The organism is Aequorivita marina (assembly GCF_031631895.2).
In the GTDB taxonomy this organism is placed as follows: domain Bacteria; phylum Bacteroidota; class Bacteroidia; order Flavobacteriales; family Flavobacteriaceae; genus Aequorivita; species Aequorivita marina.
This window is the reverse complement of the sequence record NZ_JAVMBW020000001.1, coordinates 226,772-249,298: the sequence shown is the minus strand read 5'-3', so window position 1 is coordinate 249,298 and position 22,527 is coordinate 226,772. Positions and strand designations below refer to the sequence as shown.

General features: G+C 37.1%; 19 protein-coding genes and 1 pseudogene. 12 read left to right on the top strand and 8 right to left on the bottom strand.

Translation table 11 applies throughout. The features are described from left to right. Both QPK98_RS01105 and QPK98_RS01100 read right to left on the bottom strand, forming a co-directional pair. Positions 1–906: a hypothetical protein gene (locus QPK98_RS01105; RefSeq protein WP_310991179.1), complete on the bottom strand. Its 906-nt coding sequence runs from the start codon at positions 904–906 to the stop codon at positions 1–3. Positions 907–997: 91 nt separating this feature from the next. Beyond that, positions 998–2,212 carry a phage integrase SAM-like domain-containing protein gene (locus QPK98_RS01100; RefSeq protein ID WP_310991178.1) on the bottom strand — a complete coding sequence of 405 codons (1,215 nt, stop codon included), beginning with the start codon at positions 2,210–2,212 and terminating at the stop codon, positions 998–1,000. Between the two features lie 586 nt (positions 2,213–2,798). Between QPK98_RS01100 and QPK98_RS01095 the strand changes: the two genes are divergently transcribed. Further along, entirely contained in the window at positions 2,799–4,142 is a 1,344-nt protein-coding gene (locus QPK98_RS01095) for a T9SS type A sorting domain-containing protein (RefSeq protein WP_310991177.1), read from the top strand. Between the two features lie 710 nt (positions 4,143–4,852). Here QPK98_RS01095 and QPK98_RS01090 read toward each other — a convergent pair. The 4 genes from QPK98_RS01090 to QPK98_RS01075 form a co-directional block, all read right to left on the bottom strand. Further along, positions 4,853–6,361 carry a PH domain-containing protein gene (locus QPK98_RS01090; RefSeq protein ID WP_310991176.1) on the bottom strand — a complete coding sequence of 503 codons (1,509 nt, stop codon included), beginning with the start codon at positions 6,359–6,361 and terminating at the stop codon, positions 4,853–4,855. Next, positions 6,351–6,866 carry a PH domain-containing protein gene (locus tag QPK98_RS01085; RefSeq protein ID WP_310991175.1) on the bottom strand — a complete coding sequence of 172 codons (516 nt, stop codon included), beginning with the start codon at positions 6,864–6,866 and terminating at the stop codon, positions 6,351–6,353. Before QPK98_RS01085 ends, QPK98_RS01090 begins: the two co-directional genes overlap by 11 nt. Before the next feature lie 279 nt (positions 6,867–7,145). Then, complete coding sequence (locus QPK98_RS01080) at positions 7,146–7,733, bottom strand: class I SAM-dependent methyltransferase (RefSeq protein WP_310991174.1); 588 nt, start codon at positions 7,731–7,733, stop codon at positions 7,146–7,148. 543 nt (positions 7,734–8,276) lie between these two features. Further along, on the bottom strand, positions 8,277–9,107 hold the full coding sequence (locus QPK98_RS01075; RefSeq protein WP_310991173.1) for an endonuclease/exonuclease/phosphatase family protein: 831 nt from the start codon (positions 9,105–9,107) through the stop codon (positions 8,277–8,279). 302 nt (positions 9,108–9,409) lie between these two features. Between QPK98_RS01075 and QPK98_RS01070 the strand changes: the two genes are divergently transcribed. The 4 genes from QPK98_RS01070 to ruvC all read left to right on the top strand — a co-directional run bounded on the left by QPK98_RS01070 (position 9,410) and on the right by ruvC (position 14,311). Further along, entirely contained in the window at positions 9,410–10,879 is a 1,470-nt protein-coding gene (locus tag QPK98_RS01070; RefSeq protein WP_310991172.1) for a T9SS type A sorting domain-containing protein, read from the top strand. A 193-nt stretch (positions 10,880–11,072) separates the two neighbouring features. Beyond that, positions 11,073–12,467: a pyridoxal phosphate-dependent decarboxylase family protein gene (locus QPK98_RS01065; protein ID WP_435373087.1), complete on the top strand. Its 1,395-nt coding sequence runs from the start codon at positions 11,073–11,075 to the stop codon at positions 12,465–12,467. Continuing rightward, positions 12,464–13,681, top strand: coding sequence for a BaiN/RdsA family NAD(P)/FAD-dependent oxidoreductase (locus tag QPK98_RS01060; protein WP_310991170.1), 1,218 nt, complete (start codon positions 12,464–12,466; stop codon positions 13,679–13,681). The genes QPK98_RS01065 and QPK98_RS01060 overlap by 4 nt, the downstream gene beginning before the upstream one ends. Before the next feature lie 78 nt (positions 13,682–13,759). Then, a complete protein-coding gene (gene ruvC / locus QPK98_RS01055) occupies positions 13,760–14,311 on the top strand; it encodes a crossover junction endodeoxyribonuclease RuvC (RefSeq protein WP_310991169.1) in 552 nt (183 codons plus the stop codon). A gap of 96 nt (positions 14,312–14,407) precedes the next feature. Here the strand turns inward: ruvC and QPK98_RS01050 are convergent, their stop codons facing one another. After that, positions 14,408–15,469 (bottom strand): transporter substrate-binding domain-containing protein, encoded by a 1,062-nt coding sequence (locus QPK98_RS01050; RefSeq protein WP_310991168.1) that lies wholly within the window; start codon positions 15,467–15,469, stop codon positions 14,408–14,410. A 155-nt stretch (positions 15,470–15,624) separates the two neighbouring features. Here QPK98_RS01050 and hemW point away from each other — a divergent pair, with 155 nt between their 5' ends. The 7 genes and pseudogenes from hemW (at position 15,625) to QPK98_RS01015 (ending at position 22,005) form a co-directional block, all read left to right on the top strand. Further along, on the top strand, positions 15,625–16,788 hold the full coding sequence (gene hemW / locus QPK98_RS01045) for a radical SAM family heme chaperone HemW (RefSeq protein WP_310991167.1): 1,164 nt from the start codon (positions 15,625–15,627) through the stop codon (positions 16,786–16,788). Positions 16,789–16,948: 160 nt separating this feature from the next. Next, positions 16,949–17,695, top strand: a complete 747-nt coding sequence (locus tag QPK98_RS01040) for a cyclase family protein (protein WP_310991166.1) — start codon at positions 16,949–16,951, stop codon at positions 17,693–17,695. Between the two features lie 3 nt (positions 17,696–17,698). Next, positions 17,699–18,048 (top strand): annotated as a pseudogene (locus tag QPK98_RS01035) (DUF4260 domain-containing protein). A gap of 5 nt (positions 18,049–18,053) precedes the next feature. After that, entirely contained in the window at positions 18,054–18,662 is a 609-nt protein-coding gene (locus tag QPK98_RS01030) for a DUF4230 domain-containing protein (protein WP_310991164.1), read from the top strand. Between the two features lie 107 nt (positions 18,663–18,769). Beyond that, the gene (locus QPK98_RS01025) at positions 18,770–19,129 is read left to right on the top strand and encodes an MmcQ/YjbR family DNA-binding protein (protein WP_310991163.1); all 360 of its coding nucleotides are present in this window, start codon (positions 18,770–18,772) and stop codon (positions 19,127–19,129) included. Between the two features lie 98 nt (positions 19,130–19,227). Beyond that, the gene (locus QPK98_RS01020; protein ID WP_310991162.1) at positions 19,228–21,000 is read left to right on the top strand and encodes a MutS-related protein; all 1,773 of its coding nucleotides are present in this window, start codon (positions 19,228–19,230) and stop codon (positions 20,998–21,000) included. Positions 21,001–21,009: 9 nt separating this feature from the next. Continuing rightward, a complete protein-coding gene (locus QPK98_RS01015) occupies positions 21,010–22,005 on the top strand; it encodes a metal-dependent hydrolase (RefSeq protein WP_310991161.1) in 996 nt (331 codons plus the stop codon). Here QPK98_RS01015 and QPK98_RS01010 read toward each other — a convergent pair. Beyond that, complete coding sequence (locus QPK98_RS01010) at positions 22,002–22,430, bottom strand: YybH family protein (RefSeq protein ID WP_310991160.1); 429 nt, start codon at positions 22,428–22,430, stop codon at positions 22,002–22,004. The genes QPK98_RS01015 and QPK98_RS01010 overlap by 4 nt on opposite strands. Positions 22,431–22,527: the final 97 nt, after the last annotated feature.

Sequence of the window (22,527 nt, the reverse complement as noted above, 5' to 3'; positions counted from 1 at the left end):
TTAAAATGGAAATATTTGGTCAGTAAATTGTTTGAAAATATCGCTGGCTATAGCTTTGTCAAAGGCCTTGGCGGCCACTAAATCGCCAAGTTTTGATTTCAATAACTGACCAAACGATTTTTTGCTAAGATGCGGAATATCATTGCGCAACTCATCGAACTCATCGAAGATGATTTGTTGACCATATCCTGATTTTTTAATCTCGGATAATATCTCTTTCAAAAGTTCTTTTAATTCTTCATCAGAATCGCTAATTTTTGAGTAGTCGGGCACCTGTGCTTTTCTGGCTTGTTCAATGGCATACTTTCCCTCAAGTTTTAGTTTGGCATTTACCTCACGACCATTCATAGTCTCAATAAGGCCTCTGTCTTCAAGCATTCTACCATAGTCCCAATCTTCGCTACGCCCACTTAACTTTAGGCCGTTACCTTCAAGAATCCACTTAATAGAATAGTATTTCCCATCATTATACAGTTCGTATAGTTTAGAAAGTATAAGGTCAAGAATGCTTTCGGTATCAAGGTTTTTACGCTCTTCTAAATCAATATCATCAGCTCGCACAATAGCATCTGAAATAGATAATATTTTTAAATAGTAATCAAGACCATTAATTTCATCTTTGATGGTCTGAATAGTGTTTTTGACTCTTTGGTCGACACCTAATTTCATTCCAAAATTGTACCCTTGTTGAGCCTTAAACTCGTATGCAAAATTGGTGTGTTCAGGGTCAAAAGAAGCCTTTACATAACTAATTATATCGTTTTCCCACGATTGTTTTTCCTCTTTCAATTCATTTAATAAATCCTCAGTTCTTGCTGCTTTATATTTTTCAATAAGCGCATTTCCTTCGGACTGAAAACTTTCAAGACTGTTTTTAAATTCAGTCCATTTAACCTTTAACACCATAAACCTAAAATTATGCTGGCAAAGGTAAGGGAATGGCAATTGAATATCTTGAAATATGACTTTAAAATATTTGCAAATGGCTGATAATAGTTCAAAAATTTACCACACTATCCAAAGCATCATCTGCTTCTTTGTGAATAAAATTAGCTTGATAGTTCAATGTGGTTTTTAAATCGCTATGACGATACAATTTTTGCAGCATTAAGGGATGGATGGTATCACCAGCAATATTGCCAAAGGTATGCCTCGCAATATGCATTGTGATTTTCTTATCAATTTTCGCCTTTTTAGCTATAGATTTTAAGTTGTCATTAAATTTCTTGGTAGCTGTCTTTCTCTTGTTATAGACATCTTTAGCATCATCGAGATTCGCTTTTTTCAATTCAGGAAAAATAAAATCGGTTGCATATCTTTTGTCTTCTTTGTAATAATCTAAAATTTTGAAAACCTTATCTGGAATTTTTAATGATAGTAATTTTGAGTTTTTGTTCATTCTATAATGCAACCTTTTGTCATATATGTCAGACCACTTTGTCCACAATACATCGGTAACTCGCATTCCGGCAAAATTAAAACTAAAGAGCCAGACATTTCGAGTGTGTATTTCACTCAAAGTTAAATTCTCAAGAGCTTCTATGGCTCTTACTTCAATAATATTCAACCCGACTTTGCTTGTTTCTGGAAACTTGATTTTAATCTTGTCACCACCAAAAGGATATAATTCCCTACTAACTATTTTGAGCTTAATGGCTCTGTTGAACAATAACCTAATGAGAACTAAGATGTTCATTACTGATGTTTCTGAAAGTTCGTGTTCAGCTTTCAAATATATCATCAGCTTTTTTAGGAAGCGTTCGTTAATTTCCTGAAAAGCCAACTGTTTTGATTTATTAAACTTTATGATATAGCTAACCAAAGCACTATCCGTAGATAAGCGGTTTAATTTTTCGGCGATTTCCAATTCGTCCAGATGCTCTTGTGCTAGTTCAAAAAAGGTAGCGGAGTTTCCCGAGGCATATATCTCTTTTTTGATTTGGTTGGCAGATGCATCTTTATGCTCGGATTGTAAGTCAATAAGTGCTTTATTGGCGTTCGAGAGTTCCTGTGATAGCAACTTGTTTAAACTATCAGCATTTGAATTAGATTTTTTTACTCGAATATTTTTTTCGTCCCAATCCTCTATGTCAATATAATGACCTATATATTGATATGTTGAACGACGATTTTTTGTAATTCGAACAGCTAATGGGTAAAGCCCTTTACTGTTTGGTTTTTTACGTAGAACTATCTTTGCGTTTGATGACATAATTGACCTGTTTTGAGTACGAAAGTCAAATCAGGTACAACATAGGTACAACATTCCATTTTGAATGTATTCCTTTACCTAGGAACACCATAAAGATACGAAATTATTGTTCTTTTCAGGTACAACATAGGTACAACAAATGTTGAAATCAATTGATATTAGATGATATTAAAGAAAATGTAAAACCATATAATCAATTGAAAATGAATGACTTTGCTTTAATTTGGTACAATATACGCTAGACTTAGGATCTAGTGCCTCGCGGTGTGAGAGTTCGAGTCTCTCCGCCCGCACAAAAGAAAAGCTTCTCTTAAATGGGAAGCTTTTTTTATTTGGTGTTAAAACAAGGGTACCTATGGTGGGGAGACGAGAAGTTTATCCTGAGCGGAGTCGAAGGGAGTCTCCCCACCCGCACTGAAAAAAGCTCTTCAGAAATGAAGGGTTTTTTGTTTTTTGAAGGTTTAAGGAGGTGATTTTGTTGTGGGGAGAAAAGGAGTATTTCGCTTAAAATTTTCTACGTACAACTTTTATCTAAAGTATATAGCTGTAATTTTGCTGCTTAACAAATAATTCAAGCCTAATAGAAATGAAAAAAATTACAACTATCCTCATCTTGTCCCTCAGCATGGCTGTTTTTGGACAAGCCCCAAGTGAAAATAGAAATAGTCAAGAAAATTGTGATGCTGCTGTGGAAAGCACCTCCATTGGCGGCGGAAGACAGTGTAGCGCTAATAATGACTGGACAATTGCTGTTGATGTCGTTGTTCCGGCCGACAAAAACCTTACTTTAAATTCCATTACGCCTAGTTTTGGAATAGAACCTGGAACTACCGTCACCTCCGTTCTTGTTACTGTTTACAATAATGCCAATGGGGTTCCTGGAAACGCTATTGGTTCGTCTCAAACAATTACTCCCTCGTCCTCAACCTACAAAGGATCTCAGTTTGGAATGGATTTCTCTGAGGTTTTATTGGAGCTAACACCAGTTTCATTATCAGGCTCCGCTGGATCGGAGGCCCATTATTGGATCGCTATGCAGATAACAACTTCAAATGATTCTGATGGTTATATTGAACATACTTCCGAATCTGCAATTGGGTTACCGTTAGCCTTTAGCAGTGGCGCAGGGTTTATTATTCCTGATGAAACCAAAGAAGGCGTATATTCACTTACCGCAGATTGCGAACCTATGTCGGGCAATGTTTTCCCAGCTCCTTATTGTGGCCCTATTGTATTTGGGACTGTTGAACCCATTACCAAGGTAGAGATAGCGGGAATTGATAATACCTCAAGTGCTATTGTTGATGGGAGCCCCGCCCATGAAGATTTTACATCTATTTCTGGTGAAATGGAGCAAGGGAATACTTATTCTATTTCGATAGAAGGAAATACGGTGGGAGATTATACTAATCAAGTTGTCGTTTTTATAGACTGGAACCAAAATGAAAGCCTTGACGATGAAGGAGAAGTTTATGTGATAGGAAGTGGACTTTTAAACACCACAGGTACTGATGGAGTTAATGTTACCGACACCATAGAGGTGCCTGCAGATGCTGTATTGGGAACAACCAGAATGCGTGTAAAAAAGACGTTTGAAGGTCCGCACCTCAATCCATGCGATTCGGGTGCCAATTGGGGACAAACAGAGGATTATTCTATTGAAGTTACCGAGAATTTAGGGGTAACAGAAAACAATGCTTTCGCTGGATTCTCTTTCTACCCAAATCCTACTTCTGATGTTGTTCATTTGAAAGCTACGTCTAGCATTGAAACTGCTTCTTTGTACAATCTTTTAGGGCAAGAGGTATTAAGTGTTAATATGAATACTACCTCTTCAGAATTGAATCTTTCTGGTTTAACTAGTGGCACTTATATCTTAAAAGTAAGTGTCAACGGGGAGGTTGGAACTTATAAGCTTTTGAAGAAATAATATGCTCTCAACTGAGAGGTAAAATGTAAGAGACTGTTTTGTGAAAAGCAGTCTCTTTTTATTTACTGCCTTTCCCTTCCTATATCTCTTCCTTTTTGTTTCCGTTCAGTTTAGGGTTTTTTGGAGATTCCATTTTCTTTTTATGGGTTCCTGAATTTTTTTGGAGACGAGAAGTTTATCCGCCGAAGCAATGCGTAGGAGGAAGTCTCTCCGCCCGCACATAGTAAAAAAGAGCTGACTTTAACGAGTCGGCTCTTTTGTTTTAAGTTATTTCGAGCTTTAATGGAGATGAATCCCTAAGTTTCGGGAGATCGGAGCAAGTCAAAAAGTTATGAATTTTTAGTCACGAAGGTAATAAGGTTTTGACTGTTTTATGGAGTTGGATTACTGAGGTAATAAGTTTTCATGCAGCAAGCATTGAGATTCTCGGCTTGTTGAAATCAGCTTTGCAACCCTTCGGTAAACCTTATTAGCTTAATAATTGGTTCGAGGCTGCAAACCAGTAAACCTTATTAGCTTATTTTCTATCTTTAGAGGTATTGTTGGCTCAACACAAAAAGTTGTGAAGGAATTAAAAATGGAGGACCTTTGATACAAAAATCGCTGGCACAAATTGAATCGAATTATCTAAACCAGAATCAGTATTATGTTTCTAGATGTAATGAAACATTTTTATAAACAATCAGCCGACCTTCATTAGCTTTCCATTCCTACATCCAGCCGCGTAAATCTGATTCAATTTTATAAAACATATAATTTATATACGGGAGAATGTTCTTGTTAACACCTCTAAATGAAATATCTCCGCCAGCGGTATGGAAAACAAGATTAATCAAATTCTTTTTTCTATACCATAATGGCTGATGTACACTAATTGATTGAAGTTTGTAAATTTCAACGCGCTCTTCTGTTTTATTCCAGACTCCATATTCCTTAAAAATATAGTCTTCTGAAACAATTAACTTCAAAGATTTAAACATCAAAACCTGCCATATGATTGCGATGATGGTGTAAATTGAAACCAGAATAAACCAAATTTTAAAAGGCAACACATCCGTAAAAAACACTGCAAAATAACTAGCAACAACAGGTAAGAGAACTATTATAATACGCCTTATCAACATAATATTATGAGGTAGATAACTTTCTCCAAAATTGCTGACTTGATCTTTAAACAGAAAAAAGTTCATTTTAGAAACTGTAGCCTCATCCAAACCGGGGATTTTAATTTTGCTTTTCTTTAGGTTGTTTTCTGTGTTCGCAATGGAAATACGCACTTCGTATAAATTCAGCCATTTTTGAACGGGGTTTGTGATCACCTGTAATACTTGTAAGCGTCTTGGCTGTAAAGAAATTTTGGTGTTAGTTTTTATACCCATTTCCAACTGCAGGCTATCCTTTGTTTGCGTTAATTGTAAGTTGAAATATTTTATAAGCACTTCAATAACGGTTATCAAAATGCTCATTAACAAAACAACCACCGCAATCAAGATAAAAATAGAAATCGATTCCATAGGACCAGGAAGGTCGGAGAAATACTTCTGCATGGTCTCGGAATGTTCTTCTGAAACCGTACTTATTTCATTGTAAATAGTTGTAAAAAACCCAGCAATCAATGCCAGTCCTCGTAGGTAATTAGTACTTATTCCTAGCTTTAGCAAGGTTAGAAAACTCAGTTTGTGGGTCCAGAACTGTTCGTTACTGGTTTTGTCTTCAACTTCTGAAACTGGCTCGTTTTCAGAATATTTCTGTTTTTCCTTCATCAAGATAGCGGAAAGCTGATTTGCTTTTTCACTAGAAATAGCCTGAATTTTGATCTCTTCATTTTTGCTGCCCGCTGTTTCAATTATAAAACTGTTTACATTAAGAAGACGCTGTATAATGGAACGTTTGGCATATACTTGCTGAATTCTATCAAATGGGATTGTGATATTTTCTTTAGTGAAAACCCCTTTTTCCAGCACAAATTCTTGGTTTGTAATATCTATATGAAAAAGGAAATTTCGGTAAAAAACGAAGCTATAAACAAGGACCAGAACCGATAGAACTCCCAAGCCCAAGACAATGTAAATTAATGTTGAAACACTATAGTCGGTAAATAGAAAATAGGCGATTATAGCCCAAAACCCTTTTAATAAATTGAAAATCCTTGTGATAAAAATTAAAAGGACGCCAATTCCCGATTGTCTTTGCGGGATTGCAAACCAATTAGAGTTCATGCTCTGTAAGTTTTGTGGCCAAGGCCTCTTTTAATCGGAGCGCAAGGTCAGGGGTCAGGCCAGGAATTATAATATCGCTACCACTTCCGCCCGCGGTAAAAATTTTTAGCGTGGCGATTTTAAGATACTTATCCAGCACATCACTAAAAATAGAAGCGTGCTGAATTCTATTAAAAGGAACAACAGTTGTTTTATTCACCAGGTAACCTCTTCTAAAAAGGATGTCTTTTTCTCTAAGTGCAAAACCATAATTCTTTTGCTGCTTAAAAGTGTTCCAAAATTGAAATACAAAGAATAAAACAATCAGAATAAAAAGTATAATGGAAAGCGTATTGCTTATTTCAAAATAAGTAAAAACTCCCCAACCAATCATCGTTATACACAATAAAAGAAAGTTTTGAAGATTTACTTTTATAAGATAATTCTTTGAGATAGGCTGAAAACCCACTTCTTCAAATTGTGGTAATAAACCTATATCTATTGAGTTATTGGTGAATTTGTCCATTAGGGAAAGTATTTTGTCAAATTTAGTTTTTCTTTTACTATTTATGTGCTACTCCCACAACCAAAGATTAAATCTACTCGTTGTGGTAGTTAACAGAAACCCTAAATTGCTTGGGAAAGGAAACAATACTTTATCTGGGCTCTTGCGCCTCAAGCTTTAAAAAATAGTAATCATTTTTTTTTTACTTTAAGAAATTAAAGGAAGAAGGAAAAATCTTTCTGAGGTTAGCGCGATTAACAATCTTAGACACAAAAAATACAAGTATTATTTTAATTCGTGTTATTTCTGAAAAACTAAGGTGGTCATTGCACGTACATCCTGAACATTGGTAGTTTTAATGGGCTCAAGAAGTTTTAGGGAAAATCTTTCTACCATTTCTGAAATTAGCTGTCGCGTGATATAAAAGTTGCTCAATTCTTTGCTTTTTCCATCTTGAACAAATGGTTTTTTTCCATCCAATCCAATATCTGAAGCAACGCGAATCAACAAAGTTCCATTTGGTTTTAATACACGATATATTTCGGTGAACATTTTATTGAAATGAGTAATATCTTGTGCAAAATGTAACACAGCACAGCAAATAATGTGGTCGTAGGTTTCTTTGTGATAAGGCATGTTTTCTATGGACCCGACGGTGAAATGCGCTGAAGCATTTGGATAGCGCTCTTTTGCTAATCTAATCCTTTCCGCAGAACTATCAAGGCCTGTGATTAAAAAATCGTTTTGATAAAACCATTTCAAATTTCGGCCGCTTCCACAACCTGCGTCTAGGGTGGATTGCCCCGATTGAAAGCGTCCTTTCAAAATTTGATCGATGACGTAGATGTCAACATTACCTAATAAATTAAATGTTTGTTTAAAATTCATTTTATTGTGTTTCATCGATTAATAAACTACCATCAATTTTATCCAGCCCTATATTGATAGAAATCCAACTCGTTATAGCGTAATTATTTTATTAAAGCTTTTTAGTCGTGTCCGACTAAGATATAAGACCGCTGCGCTGAAAGACATAAGACGTAAGACTTGCTTTTTAATAGATTGAAAACTAGATTAAACATACTTTTTAATTGATAAATTTTGATGCTAAGTATAATAGCATGCTGTCATTAAATAAAAAATATTCTAATTTCCTATTATCTGTGACTCAACAAATTTTCTCACTCTTTTAATCGGACACTAATGAAAGCTTTTATGTCTTGGTGATTTACTAAATCTTAAAACCAACCGAGAGATTTCTATTTTATACGAGGTAATTTCGGGGTCTCTTTTAAATGCGTTTTATGGGGCTTCTTAATTTGTTTCAGAGAGTTAACACAAAACGAATGCTAACGAATTTCTTTGAATAGTTGTGTTTCACTGAAATATATGGAAGTTAGAGGGTATTTGTAATTAGAAAATCACCTGCTTTTAATCTTTCCCTTCCTCTATCAATTCTTCTATTTCTTCCTTTTCATCTCCGTTCAGTTTAGGGTTTTTTGGAGTTTCCGCTTTCTTTTTATGGTGGATTTCATAATACATCGCAAAATGGTCGCTCCCAAAATTCTTAGACCGGATCATCTTGCCTACATATAAATCGCGGGTGTGGAACAGATGGTCTAATGGAAATCTCAAAAAGAAGTAAGCCGCATGAAAAGTAGAAAAGAATCCACGGCCAACACGCGGATCAATCATTCCAGTCATTTTTTTAAATAGGCGAGTTGTGCGGCTCCATACTACATCGTTCATATCGCCACAAACAACTGTTGGTTTGTCTAATTCTCTAATTTGCTTTCCTGTAAGCATTAATTCGGAATCGCGTTCCTTAGAAGTTTCGTTTTCTGTTGGGCTAGGTGGTGCGGGGTGAAGACAGCAGAAAAATATATGCGGATTCCCTTCCGTAGGGAATTCAAAAAAGATAGATGGTTTATCATCTTCAATTTGATACTTTACAGTTGCGTTTATCAATTCTTTTTTTGAGTAAAGGTGCATGCCATAGAAATTTTCTAAAGGTACTTTTACACTATGCGGGTAGTCGCTTTCAATTTCAGAAAGACAATTTCCCCAGTCTTTATTAGACTCCATAGTCAAAACAAGATCAGGATCAAATTTTTTTATTTCCTTTAAAAAATCAGGGTAGCAGGTGTTTGTCTGTAGCACATTTCCGGCTAGAATAGATACGTGTCCATCGCTAGCGTCGTGTGATCTTCGCCTAGGGAATAGTGGGCTATAGGGGAAAACCTTGTAAAACTGATATGCCATTGTTGCAAGTAACGCGAGTAGTAATGCCCAACTAAAAGCTGTGTATTCTGTTTCAAAGTAAAAGAATAGTACTAAAAGGATAAGCTGAATAAATAGAGATTGGAGTCTTATGAAATCCGGTGTTCGAAAAAACCAATGTGGATTTCCGATAGCTGGTAAAAATGGACTTATTATAAATATTATGATTAAAATATATAGCACCATGCTTCAAATTTAGTGTTTTTTGAAATGCGAAACTGAGGAATAATTTTTTTTGATAAAAGGCTTATGATTACTTTTACACTTCAAATAAAAATCAACCAATGAAAAACCTAATTTTAAACATTTCTTTTATTTTTTGTGCAGTTGCCTTTTCTTTTGCACAAGATTACACAACCCCTAATACTGGTGTGACTTGGACGCTAGATGACATTGCAGCGGCAAGCCCCACCACCATTACTGTTTCGGGGTCTAATTATTCACTTTTAGGAAACCTTACAATTGCAGAAAACGATGCTGTGATTATAGATTCGGATCTTACACTTGCTATTGATGCTGACTTGCGGGTTACCGTTTCAGGAAGCTTTACCGTAGACTCTGACGAGGTTACCATAACCGCCATTGATGAAAACGCACCTTATGACGGTTTTCGTTTTGAAGAAAATTCAATGGTCAATATCCAGAATGCCACTATTGAATACGGCGGTGGGCTAAAGGTGTTAAACGAAGATTTCACCATAAATAATAGTACGCTTACCAACAATGTATCGGGAGCTTCTACTGGGTCGGTAATTTCCTTATCACGCGGAAAGCCCGAGATAACCAACAATACGTTTACTTTTAACGAATTGCCTGCAGTGAGTAGTGCGGCAAATCGTCAAGTTTCGGCTTATATTTTTAATAATTATATTGAGGGTAACAACCAAAGCAACAGCAACAGACCGCAAATAAACATGGGTACCACCATGGCGAGTGATACCTTAAAAATTATCCAGAACACAATAATTGGCGACTCTGCAATGGATAGAGTTGGTGGAATTGCAGTTTCAAACTTTACCGGCGGCAACATATTGGCAATTATTGATGGCAATACCATTACAGGCAACCGTTACGGAATTACTGTTGTTGGCGCAAATACCTTTGCATACATCAGGAACAATATTATAGAAGACAATAATATCGAAGGGAATCCAGCCATTGGTGGTAGCGGAATATCTCTTAATACAGGAAGTAGCCCCTATGAGGTTGTTGCTTCTGGAAATGAAATACGCCGAAACCTATGGGGAATTACCGTAATTGGAGAGGCTAGCATAAATCTTGGAGATGATCTTGACAACCCGGGTGAGAATGTTTTTTCTGAAAATGGAAATAACGGTGCTGTATATGCCATTTACAACAACACAGCCAATACCATTTCTGCAAAATACAATTGCTGGATTGAAGATGAGGAAAGCACGCCGCAAGAAGTGGAAGATGTAATTTTCCATAATGTTGACGACGCTAGCTTGGGTGAAGTTATTTTTGAACCCTTTCTTTGTGGTGTTCTAGGAATAGCTGATAATACCACCGAAAACTTTAGCTTTTATCCAAACCCTGTAAAAGATAGAATCAATTTCAATACGGTTCTCGGTTTTGATAAAATTGAAATCTACGGAATTCAAGGCAATTTAATTACTACAGAAAAAATCTCTGAAGGGCAACAAAGTTTGTCAATTAACCTTCCTTCAGGGGTATATATACTTCAATTTATAGGGAATGAAAAATCCCTTACTAAGAAGATGATTGTGGAATAAGCGTAAGATCAGTATAGCGCTGCGTTTAGAAAATAAATTTTTAAAAATGTCTTGGTTTAATTATCAAGACATTTTTTGTTCAAGGAACCCTCTAATTCCCTTTCTAAAATCGTAATTTTGCACTTCGAAAAAATTAAAGAAAAGAAACGTGAAAACTCAGAATAAAGCTACGCTGGAATTGAGCCATGAAGATATGAAAAGCTATGGCTATGAAGTGGTTGACGCCATTGTGGACCACTTTGATACTCAAAACCAAAAACTACCCGTTGTTTCTGGCTCTCGAGCAGAAATGGAACAACTTTTTTTGGAAGAAGCCCCAGAAAAGCCAACAGATGCCAAAGAAGTCTTGAATTTTGTTTTGGAAGAAGTGATGACCAAAAGTAATATTGTGTCGCATCCAAAATCATATTCCTTTGTACCCGGGCCAAGCAACTACATTAGCGCTATGGCCGATGGGCTTACGGCTGGGTTCAATATATTTTCCGGAGGTTGGCAAGCTTCTCCAGCAGCCGCCGAAATGGAAATTGTAGCCATGAACTGGCTTTTAAAAATGTTCGGGTTTCCACAGAAAAAAGGCGGAGGAATTTTCACCAGTGGTGGTTCCATGGCAAATCTAACCGCTTTGGTTACCGCAAGAACGATAAAGTGCGGCGACGATTTTAGTAAATCTGTAATCTACCTTTCAGATCAGGCACACTCGTCAAATATTAAGGCCATTCGCGTCTTGGGCTTTAGCAAGGATCAAATTCGTGTTATCCCAACCGATGGCGAATTCAAATTTTCACTTAACAAGTTAAAAAATGCAATTGCAAAAGATCGATTGGAAGGCCTACATCCATTTTGTCTGATTGCTACTGCCGGAACAACCAATACGGGAACGGTAGATCCGCTTGCAGACCTTGCAAAAATCTGTAAAAAAGAAGAAATATGGTTTCATATTGATGGTGCTTACGGCGGTTTTTCAATTCTTTCCGATGAGGGAAAACAGCTTTTAAAGGGAATTGGAAAGGCAGATTCATTGACCATAGATCCACATAAATGGTTTTATCAACCTTATGAAATAGGTTGTCTTCTAATTAAAAACCACAAATGGCTAAAAGGAACATTTACCGAAAAACCAGAATACCTACGTGATATTGAAGGCAATACTTCTGAAATTAACTTTTATGACCACGGTATTGAACTCACACGCCGGTTTAGAGCTTTAAAATTTTATATGTCGGTTAAAACCTTTGGATTAGGCGAATTCCGAAAGGCAATTAGCTATAACGTAAAACTTGCCGAAGCAACGGAAGCCTTTTTAAGGACAAGCCCGAATTGGGAAGTAATTTCTCCAGCTACCTTGGCAGTAATCAATTTTAGATACAACCCAATTGGGAACAAGCTTACGGAGAAAAAACTAGATGCCTTAAACCAACGAATCTCGAAAAGTGTAGTCGATTCTAAAGAAGCGCTGTTGGTAACCACTGTGTTAAACGGACAAGTTGTACTGCGTATGTGCTTGATAAACCCACGAACAACCTTAGACGATGTAAAAGAAACCATTGCCTTGTGCGAATCTTTTGCTGATGAAAAAGTAGCTTCTTGAAACATGCCGATATTTTAATACTAGGCGGTGGAGCCGCGGGATTTTTTACGGCAATCAATGCTGCGGAAAAGAATCCCAAGGCTAAAATTATACTTCTTGAACGCGGGAAGGAAGTGCTTACCAAAGTGAAAATTTCAGGTGGTGGACGATGCAATGTTACCCATGCCGAGTTTCTGCCGAAAGAACTGTCTCAAAATTACCCACGAGGCGAAAAGGAACTTCTAGGGCCATTTCACACTTTTATGACTGGAGATACTATTGAATGGTTTGAAAAGCGTGGAGTAGCATTAAAAATTGAGGAAGACGGAAGAATGTTTCCGGTTACCGATTCGTCCCAAACCATTATTGATTGCTTTCTTTCTGAAACGCAACGTCTGGGGGTTGATGTGCTTTTAAACCAATCGGTTAAATATATTCAGAAAAACGATGAACATTTCGTCATAAATACAACTACCGATAGCTTTTCTGCTAAAAAAGTTGTGGTGGCTACAGGTAGTAATCCAAAAATTTGGAAATTGCTCAAAACCCTGGGGCATAGCATTGTTCCTGCAGTACCTTCGTTGTTTACCTTCAACATAAAAGATGTGCGTATCATGGATTTGCCTGGTATTAGTACACAAGCTTCGATAAAGGTGCTAGACGAAAAAAGCAAGATACTGCTAGAAAGTGATGGCCCTTTATTGGTTACGCACTGGGGAATGAGCGGTCCTGCAATCTTAAAACTTTCGGCTTGGGGCGCGCGAATTCTTGAGCCCTTAAAATACCAATTTAAGATTCAAGTAAATTGGCTCCATACGCATGCTGAGGAAGATGTTTTTGAGGCTTTAAAAGAATTTAAAATCTCGCAGGGAAAGCAGACAATCCTTAAATATGCACAATTTGAGTTGCCAAAAAGACTTTGGCAGAACCTTGTAAAGGCCGCGGGTATTGATGAGCGCCTAACTTGGGCAGAAGCTACGCGTGAAAATCTTCAAAATCTCGCAAACCAATTAACTTCGAGCGTTTTTACTGTTGAAGGCAAAAGTACGTTTAAGGAAGAATTTGTAACTGCTGGCGGTGTAGCTTTAAAAGAGGTGAACTTTAAAACCTTTGAGAGCCGTATTTGTAAAAACCTTTTTCTAGCAGGGGAAGTGCTTAATATAGATGCTATTACCGGTGGTTTTAACTTTCAAAATGCTTGGACAGGAGGTTATATTGTTTCTCAGAACTTATAGTAGGGATTTTGTAGCTTGAATATAGATTGGATATCATTTTGGATTAAGTAAAATTATATTCGTTATTTTACAACAAACATGGAAACAGAAAAAATAATTTTAGGAATTGATCCTGGAACCACAATTATGGGGTTTGGATTGATAAAGGTTATAGGGAAAAAGATGGAGTTTGTACAACTGAATGAGCTTCAGCTTAAAAAATATAGCGATCACTACGTAAAGCTAAAACTAATTTTTGAACGTACTATTGAGCTTATTGATACCCATAAACCCGATGAAATTGCTATTGAAGCTCCATTTTTCGGCAAGAACGTACAGTCTATGTTAAAGTTGGGTCGGGCGCAGGGAGTTGCAATGGCGGCTGGGCTTTCAAGAGAAGTGCCCATAACAGAATACTCGCCAAAAAAGATTAAAATGGCCATCACGGGTAACGGAAATGCCAGTAAGGAACAAGTAGCCCGAATGTTGCAAAGTCTTTTGGGTTTAAAAGAACTTCCTAAAAACTTAGATAGCACCGATGGTCTTGCAGCTGCGGTTTGCCACTTTTACAATTCCGGGAAAATTGAAACTGGAAAAAGCTATACCGGCTGGGCTGCTTTTGTAAAACAGAATGAAGATAGAGTTAAATAAAGAGTTCGCAGTATTCACATTCACCAAAGGAAGTACCCTTGAGCGGAGCTTACCTTTTATTGATTTCTTCTGGTCTCAGGGTTTTTCCGATTCACTCTAATTCCTTGCAATCCAATCTTCAATGATACGAGAAATTTCTTGATTTTCTTGGAGGCTTATAATTTCAAGATCCACATCTCTTTTAAGAGTACTGCCAATGGGGAATAAAAATCCATAATATTGAGGTGATAATTTTTTCTTGCTCAATACGAATTCTTCTTTTTTATCTTCGCTAAAAATATATTCCAAAGGGATTTCGTCATAAATTAAAGCGTCAACTTTTCCCTTCAACAACATCTCATAGCCTTCAGATACGTCGCCTACAGGAATAGGAGTGCCATCGGAATCTCGAACTCTATCAATTATTTTTTTATAATTTGGAACGGCAACTTTTTTGTTTTCCAATTGCTTTATGCTTGTAATGGTGTAATCGTCTTCTGAACTTTGTGAAAAGGTAGTGGCAATACCAGCTACAAATGAAGTTGCCAAAATTAACGAGATAATCATCCAAGAGCCCAATATAAAACGGCCTGCCGGGCTTCGGGGCGCATAATCTCCATAACCAACGGTTGTCATGGTTACTACCGCCAACCAGACCCCAGACGCCGTACCTTTAACAACACCTTCACCGTATTCCTCCGGGTATTTTCTTCCTTCTACAGCCCAAAATAAGAAGCCTACAATGGTAAGAATAACCAAAAGTCCGATTACAGCATATATGAATGTTGAGGATAGAAATGGTTTTATTTTTCCCCATATAGAAGTTTCTATTACCGGCGCTAGTATAGCCATCTCGGTATTAAAGTACGGTTGTGAGAAGTTAACCAGTTCAGCGCGCGAAGAGTTGATGGTTATTGGCCCAATTAGTATATCTAGCTCTTTGTTATCAATGGCTTTAATGCCTTCGTCAACAGATTCAAAAGGTGTAAGGTTGTAGTTCTGATTGAGGCCAAAAGCTATTTCTTGCCAAATATCAATTACAATCCCCTCTTTTTTATCTGGCATTACAAACGGAGCCGAGCCCGCGTAGCCAACTCTGAGCTTTTCTTCGCTTCCTTGAGCGAAGGTTAGTATGCTAGAAAAAAATAAAAGAAAAAGTAAGCTGAAATACTTTTGCATAGGAAAGTCTGAATTTAGATTATACTATTTTGTTTATATATATGCTTGAGCGTGAAAATATAAGTAATTTTGAACTTATAAAAAAGAATGAATTCTGTTTTTGGAAGTGCCTTTTGTTTCCTATTAGCGCATTTCTACCCTTAAACCTGCTTTAAATGACTGAAAATAAGATAGATGCAGATTTTGTGATGTCTAGTGGAAGCTCAATCTATATCCATATTCCGTTTTGTAAACAGGCTTGTCATTACTGCGATTTTCACTTTTCCACTTCTCTGAAGAAAAAAGGAACGTTGGTTCAAGCAATTTGCAAAGAACTAGTGCTGCGGAAAGAAGAGGTTAACGGATTGGTAAATACTATTTATTTTGGCGGGGGTACGCCTAGCTTACTTTCTTCGGAAGAATTGAAGCAGATCTTTGACACTATTTATAAAAATTATAGGGTCGCTAAAAGTGCTGAAATAACTCTTGAAGCGAATCCAGACGATTTAACAAATGCCCAATTAACCCAATTGTCAAATTCTCCAATTAATAGATTGAGTATTGGTATTCAATCTTTTTTTGAAGAAGATTTAAAATTGATGAATCGCGCTCATAATGCAACTGAAGCAAGGGAATGTATTGTTGCGGCCAAGAAATATTTCGAAAACATTAGCATCGATTTAATTTATGGGATTCCCGGGATGACCAACCAACGTTGGGAAAAAAACATGGAAATTGCCTTGCTACTTGATGTACCGCATCTTTCGTGCTATGCGCTTACCGTGGAGCCCAAAACCGCTTTAAAAAAGTTTATAGATAAAGGAATTGTGCCGCCAGTTGATGAGGAGGTTGCAAAACAGCATTATGAAATTTTGGTACATAAAGCTGAAAAAGCAGGATTGGACAACTATGAGTTTTCAAACTTCGGTAAGCCAGGTTTCTATTCGCGTAACAACACTGCTTACTGGGAAGGAAAATCGTATCTAGGTATTGGTCCTTCAGCCCATGGTTATGACGGGAACTCCCGAAGTTGGAACGTGGCAAACAATACCATTTACATCAAAAATATTGAAGCTGGAAAATTGCCCGCTGAAAAGGAACTACTCTCTTTGACCGATAAATACAATGAATATATAATGACTGGCCTGCGCACCAAAAAGGGTGTTTCTTTAGAAAAAGTTGAAACTGAATTTGGAAAAAATTTTTCTGCATACCTTATAAATCAGGCGAAAAGTCACTTGCAAAATGATATGCTTCTCCTTGAAGGCCAAACATTGAAAGTCTCAAAAAAAGGAAAATTTTTGAGCGATGGAATTGCTTCCGATTTGTTTATGGTGTAACAATTGGCGGTTATCGTTTCATTTTCATGTAAGCTTTCACGTGTCTGCCGTAGTTTGAGGATCTTGTAGATTATCAAATTAAATTAAAGCCGAATGTTACGAATAAAACTACTTTTGACAAACAAAAGCTAATAGTTCTGAAAAACCTAAAAGTTAAGAAATGAAGACCACCATTGAAATTGATGCCCGTTTTATTAAAGTTGATCTTTCTAAACCCTTGGATATTTCAATTCCGTTACGAGCTTCCCAAGAAAATCCGCTGGCCTGGTACTTAAGTGAACCTACTATTGAACCGGTAAAAATGGGCGATTGGACTGCGAAAGTTTCTGCAGGGGCTTCGGTTAATTTTAATAATATATATTTTAATCCACATGCGCACGGCACGCATACCGAATGTTTTGGGCATATTTCAGAAGAATTTTACTCCGTAAACAAAGCTTTGAATACTTTCTTTTTTATAGCCGAAGTAGTTTCCGTAAAACCTGAAAAAATTAATGACGACGAAATTATTTCCGAAGAAAGAATCAAAAATGCACTAAACGGGAAAACTCCTGAAGCGGTTGTAATCAGGACACTTCCGAATACTTCTGAAAAAAAATCGAAACATTGGTCCAACACCAATTGGCCGTATCTTGATGAAAAAGCAGCTTTGTTTTTAAGGGGGATCGGGGTAAAACATTTGCTGATTGATTTGCCGTCGGTTGATAAGGAAAAGGACGACGGTAAACTCTTAGCACATAAGGCATTTTGGAACTACCCTGAAAATCCGCGCAGAGATTGTACAATTTCAGAACTAATTTACGTCCCCAATAGTATTGACGACGGCAGTTATGTATTAAACCTTCAAATTGCATCTTTTCACAACGATGCCACGCCTAGTAAACCCGTACTTTATAAAAGTATTTAAAAAATGAAAATAACTTTAAAAATTGAGGAGCTTGCGCAATTCCTTTTCGGAATCTTCCTTTTCTCCCATTTAGATTATGCTTGGTGGTGGTTTCTGGTTTTGATTCTAACTCCGGATATTGGAGCCATTGGTTACGTGATAAATACTAAGATTGGTGCTATCACTTATAATATTTTTCATCACAAAGCAATTGCGATTGCCGTTGGAGTAGCAGGATTTTATTTCAATGTTTCGCTGTTAATTTTAATAGGTGTAATTTTGTTTCCCATGCGTCATTAGATAGAATTTTCGGGTATGGATTAAAATATCCGGATAGTTTTAAGAATACGCACTTGGGAAGTATAGGAAAATAATATTTATGGAATATCTTTTTATAGGTTTAGCCGTAGGGGCTGTAATCGCTTACTTTATTTTTGCCCGTTTTAGCGGCGGAAAGAAGGAAAAGGTAAGTACACAGTCTGTTGTTTTGATGGAAAAAATTCGCAGTGTATGTAAATTTATAACTGTTGAAGGTGACTTTTCTGAAATATTCTACTACGAAAACGTAAAGGACAAATGGATAAGTTTATTATTGGGTAAAAAGAAAGCCTTAGTGCTTATTGAAGCTAAAGCCCACATTGGTTTTGATCTTACAAAATTGAAAATGGAGGCCGACACGGAAAATAGAACCATTATTTTAACCAATTTTCCACAACCCGAGTTGCTTACCATAGAAACCGATTTTAAATATTACGACAAGCGAGAAGGTTGGGCAAACCCATTTACGGCATCCGATTTAACAGATATAAACCAAGAAGCCAAAAAACATATAGTTGATAAGGTGCCTGAAAGCGGCTTGTATGACGAAGCTTCAAAACAAGCTTTGGAAACCATTCAACTTATGGAGACACTCGTAGAAACTATTAATTGGAAATTGAACTATTCAGCACTTTATACACCTGAGGAAAGCTCGAAACTGGAAAAGTAAATTTGGTGTTTAGATGTTTGTAAGATTTCAAAAAACGTCCTGCAAGGTTTCCAAAACATCCTGCAAGGTTTCCAAAACCTTGTAGGTATAATCAAAAATCAAATAACATGAACATAGAACAATTTAGAGCATATTGTCTTGTCAAAGAAGGGGTTACCGAATCATTTCCTTTTGATGATAAAGCACTTGTCTTTAAAGTAATGGGAAAGATGTTTGCGTTAACCAATATTGCCGTACATCCTACAACCGCGAACCTTAAGTGTGATCCCGAACGCGCCGTTGAACTCCGCGAGGAATACGACGGTTTAATAAATCCAGGCTACCACATGAATAAAAAACACTGGAACACGGTTGAGTTGGAAAAGAACCTTTCACCTAAGTTACTTACTGAATTAATAGACCATTCGTATGATTTGGTTGTAAAGGGCCTCACAAAAAAAATGCAGGAGGAGTTGGCGGCTATGTAAGCCCATTGCAGACAAAAAAACATGTAATATCCGGCAAGGTTGTTCCCGCTTCGATAGCGATCAAGATCAGGGGCTCCTTGTAGGTATAATAACTAACAATGAACAAACCATCAGAATTTTATACCCAGCAGATTGAAACCCATACTGCCAACTTAAAAGATTTAAAAAGCAAACTCGCAATTTCCAGCACATTTAGAGTGTTGGTTTTTTTGATGGCTTGTTTTGGGGTTTATTTTTTCTTCGGAAGTGCAAAAATCATTATTGCTATAGTTGCTGCTGCCATCGTGGCTTTTATCTACTTGGTTACAAAACACAGTGAATTGCAATATAAACGCGATCTTGAAAAAGCATTAATCGCACAAAATGAAGCTGAGATTGAAGTTTTAAACCGTGCTTTTCACCATTTGCCTTCCGGCGAAAAATACAAGGATCATACCCACTTTTACAGTTTGGATATTGACCTTTTTGGAAGAGGCTCTTTTTTTCAATACCTGAATAGAACTGCCTTGGAAAGCGGCTCCAATTTTTTGGCCAAACTTTTAACCGAAAATAAAATAGATGCCATACCCAAAAAACAAGAGGCGATTTCCGAATTATCTAAAAAACCAAAATGGCGCCAAAAGTTTTCCGCAATTGCTTCCTTGGTAAAAACGGAGGCTTCAACAAAAGCTGTAACAGATTGGCTTAAAGAGTATCAGTTTTTTGTTCCAAAGTGGGTCAAGCCGGTTTCAATCTTGTTTTCGATAATTTCCGTTGCCTTGATTGTTTTGGCCATATACAACGTGGTTTCAGGCTATGCGGTTGCGGGTTGGTTTATTTTGGGGTTCGTTATTTCAGGTATTTATCAGAAAAAAATAAGTAATCTTTTTTCTCATACTTCTAAGATGCAGAGTACATTTGAGCAGTTTCATAAGCTTATTTTAGAAATTGAAAATGAGGAATTTGCTTCCGAAATACTTTTTGAAAAACGAAATTCGGTAATTGAGTCTAAAACAAAAGCCTCTACGCTCATTAAACAATTTGCTAGGTATCTAGACGTTTTGGGCCAAGGCGATATTATGATTTTCGGATTCATAATAAACGCCTTTACACTTCGCAACCTACGCCAATGCCATAACATAGAACAATGGATTAAGGCACACAAGGAGAGTGTACCCCTATGGTTTGATGTAATTACGTTTTTTGATGGGTATAACAGTCTGGGGAATTTCAACTTTAACCATCCCAAATACGTTTTTCCCGAAATCAACGAAAAGCTTCCTGTGTTAAAAGTGAAGGGGGCAGGCCACCCGTTATTGAATGAAGCTACCATGGTTCGCAATGATATTCGCATAAATTCAGAAGAATTCTTTATTGTAACCGGAGCAAATATGGCGGGAAAAAGTACGTTTTTACGAACTGTTTCCCTACAAATAGTCATGGGGAATGTCGGTCTTCCAGTTTGTGCCGAAAAAGCTGAATACAACCCCATAAAACTCATTACCAGTATGCGTACCACCGATAGTTTAACCGATGATGAATCGTACTTTTTTAGCGAATTGAAACGATTAAAGTTTATTGTTGAGGAAATTAAAACCGATCGCTACTTTATAATTCTGGATGAAATTTTAAAAGGAACAAACAGTACTGACAAAGCTATTGGCTCACGGAAATTTGTTGAAAAGCTTGTCGCTAGTAATTCTACAGGAATTATTGCTACCCACGATTTAAGTCTATGTGTTGCCGCAGAAGAATTACCAGAAGTAAAAAATTATTTCTTTGATGCACGCATTGAAAATGATGAGCTTTTCTTCGATTATACTTTTAAACCCGGAATTTGCCAAAATATGAATGCTTCATTTTTATTAAAGAAAATGGAAATAGTTGATTAGATTGCCGCGATGGATTCAGTAACACAAATAGTTTTGGGCGCTGCAGTTGGCGAGGCAGTTTTAGGAAAAAAAATAGGCAACAAAGCCATGGTTTTGGGTGCCATTGCAGGAACTATTCCTGACCTGGATGTGCTTTCCAGTAATTTTGCCGATACGGTTACCGCTCTGGAAATACACCGAGGCTTTACACATTCTATCGTTTTTGCCGTGGTCTTCGGATTGCTGTTTGGCTGGATGCTTTCGCTTTGGGATAAACGAGCCAATTTAAAACAATGGTTTTGGTTTTGGTTTCTGTGTTTTGTTACCCACCCGTTGTTAGACGCTCACACTACTTGGGGTACCCAGCTTTTTTGGCCGCTAGATCTTCGGCTGGCATATAAAAACATATTTGTAATCGACCCGCTTTATACGGTGCCGTTTTTGGTGTTTTTGATTTTGGCAATGCTCCAGAAACGAGGCAGCATTAAAAGACGAAGATTCAATAACCTAGGCTTAATTGTTAGCAGCTGTTATATGGTATTGACCCTTATTTTAAAAGGAATCACCTATTTTAAGTTTCAAAATGCATTGCAAGAGCAAAATATTGCATATTCTGGATTGCAGACCAAACCCAGCCCTTTTAATACCGTGTTATGGACAGCAAATGTAGAAACCGAAGATGCGTTCTTGATTGGCGATTATTCTTTTTTTGATACAAAACCTATCCAATTTGTTTCACATTCTAAAAATCACGAAGCTTTGGGCCAACTGGTTAACGAGCCAAAAGTGCAGCGGCTTATTGATATCACGCAAGGTTGGTACACCATTTCAGAAAAGGAGGGCGGAATTTATCTAAACGACCTTCGCTTTGGGAAAATAAGCTTAGATCCAAATTCCGATAAGTACGCTTTTAGTTTCAAGATTGAACGCACGGGTCGTGATATCCTGATAACCGAAGAACCTAAAGATGTAGCAGACGCCAATAAATTATTGCCGGCGCTTTGGGAACGGATAAAAGGAAATTAACAACTCATATCTGCTACAATTCGCCATTTGCCTTTAATTTTTCGGAAGATGATTAAGAAAACACCGTTTGTATCACCTGTATTTCGAGCCAAGTGATATTGCCCCATAACGTGATATGCGTTTGCTTCAATTTTTGTGATGGCATCAACAGTGAATTTTAGTGTTCCGGTGAAATCTTTAGAGGGGTATGCATTTTTGTAATTGTCAAGGGTTTGTTGCCACCCGTTTGTAAGTCCGCTGCTGCCGTAAAATTTTAAAGAATCGCTCTTCCAATACCCTTGCATATACCCTTCAAGATCGTAGTGGTTCCAAGCTTTTTCCTGCCTATTTAATACGGAAAGAATCGCTTTTTTGTCTTCAGATTCGGTTTGGGAAAAGATATTTAGTGTTGCGATCAGGAATAAAAATAGAGGTAGTTTTTTCATAAAGATGTTTGTTATTTTGGTCTCTGCGTTCTCTGAGACTTTGCGATAAAACTTTCCACCGCAAAAAACGCAGAGTTCGCAGTGGGTTTCTGTACTG

What these genes read in the sequence shown, in the direction of transcription:
- QPK98_RS01095 (WP_310991177.1), top strand. Translation starts at nt 2,799, where the DNA reads ATGAAAAAAATTACAACTATCCTCATCTTGTCCCTCAGCATGGCTGTT.
- QPK98_RS01040 (WP_310991166.1), top strand. Translation starts at nt 16,949, where the DNA reads ATGAAGACCACCATTGAAATTGATGCCCGTTTTATTAAAGTTGATCTT.
- QPK98_RS01075 (WP_310991173.1), bottom strand. Translation starts at nt 9,107, where the DNA reads ATGGCATATCAGTTTTACAAGGTTTTCCCCTATAGCCCACTATTCCCT.
- ruvC (WP_310991169.1), top strand. Translation starts at nt 13,760, where the DNA reads ATGGAAACAGAAAAAATAATTTTAGGAATTGATCCTGGAACCACAATT.
- QPK98_RS01010 (WP_310991160.1), bottom strand. Translation starts at nt 22,430, where the DNA reads ATGAAAAAACTACCTCTATTTTTATTCCTGATCGCAACACTAAATATC.
- QPK98_RS01020 (WP_310991162.1), top strand. Translation starts at nt 19,228, where the DNA reads ATGAACAAACCATCAGAATTTTATACCCAGCAGATTGAAACCCATACT.
- QPK98_RS01100 (WP_310991178.1), bottom strand. Translation starts at nt 2,212, where the DNA reads ATGTCATCAAACGCAAAGATAGTTCTACGTAAAAAACCAAACAGTAAA.
- hemW (WP_310991167.1), top strand. Translation starts at nt 15,625, where the DNA reads ATGACTGAAAATAAGATAGATGCAGATTTTGTGATGTCTAGTGGAAGC.
- QPK98_RS01015 (WP_310991161.1), top strand. Translation starts at nt 21,010, where the DNA reads ATGGATTCAGTAACACAAATAGTTTTGGGCGCTGCAGTTGGCGAGGCA.
- QPK98_RS01070 (WP_310991172.1), top strand. Translation starts at nt 9,410, where the DNA reads ATGAAAAACCTAATTTTAAACATTTCTTTTATTTTTTGTGCAGTTGCC.
- QPK98_RS01080 (WP_310991174.1), bottom strand. Translation starts at nt 7,733, where the DNA reads ATGAATTTTAAACAAACATTTAATTTATTAGGTAATGTTGACATCTAC.
- QPK98_RS01105 (WP_310991179.1), bottom strand. Translation starts at nt 906, where the DNA reads ATGGTGTTAAAGGTTAAATGGACTGAATTTAAAAACAGTCTTGAAAGT.
- QPK98_RS01050 (WP_310991168.1), bottom strand. Translation starts at nt 15,469, where the DNA reads ATGCAAAAGTATTTCAGCTTACTTTTTCTTTTATTTTTTTCTAGCATA.
- QPK98_RS01025 (WP_310991163.1), top strand. Translation starts at nt 18,770, where the DNA reads ATGAACATAGAACAATTTAGAGCATATTGTCTTGTCAAAGAAGGGGTT.
- QPK98_RS01065 (WP_435373087.1), top strand. Translation starts at nt 11,073, where the DNA reads ATGAAAAGCTATGGCTATGAAGTGGTTGACGCCATTGTGGACCACTTT.
- QPK98_RS01090 (WP_310991176.1), bottom strand. Translation starts at nt 6,361, where the DNA reads ATGAACTCTAATTGGTTTGCAATCCCGCAAAGACAATCGGGAATTGGC.
- QPK98_RS01085 (WP_310991175.1), bottom strand. Translation starts at nt 6,866, where the DNA reads ATGGACAAATTCACCAATAACTCAATAGATATAGGTTTATTACCACAA.
- QPK98_RS01030 (WP_310991164.1), top strand. Translation starts at nt 18,054, where the DNA reads ATGGAATATCTTTTTATAGGTTTAGCCGTAGGGGCTGTAATCGCTTAC.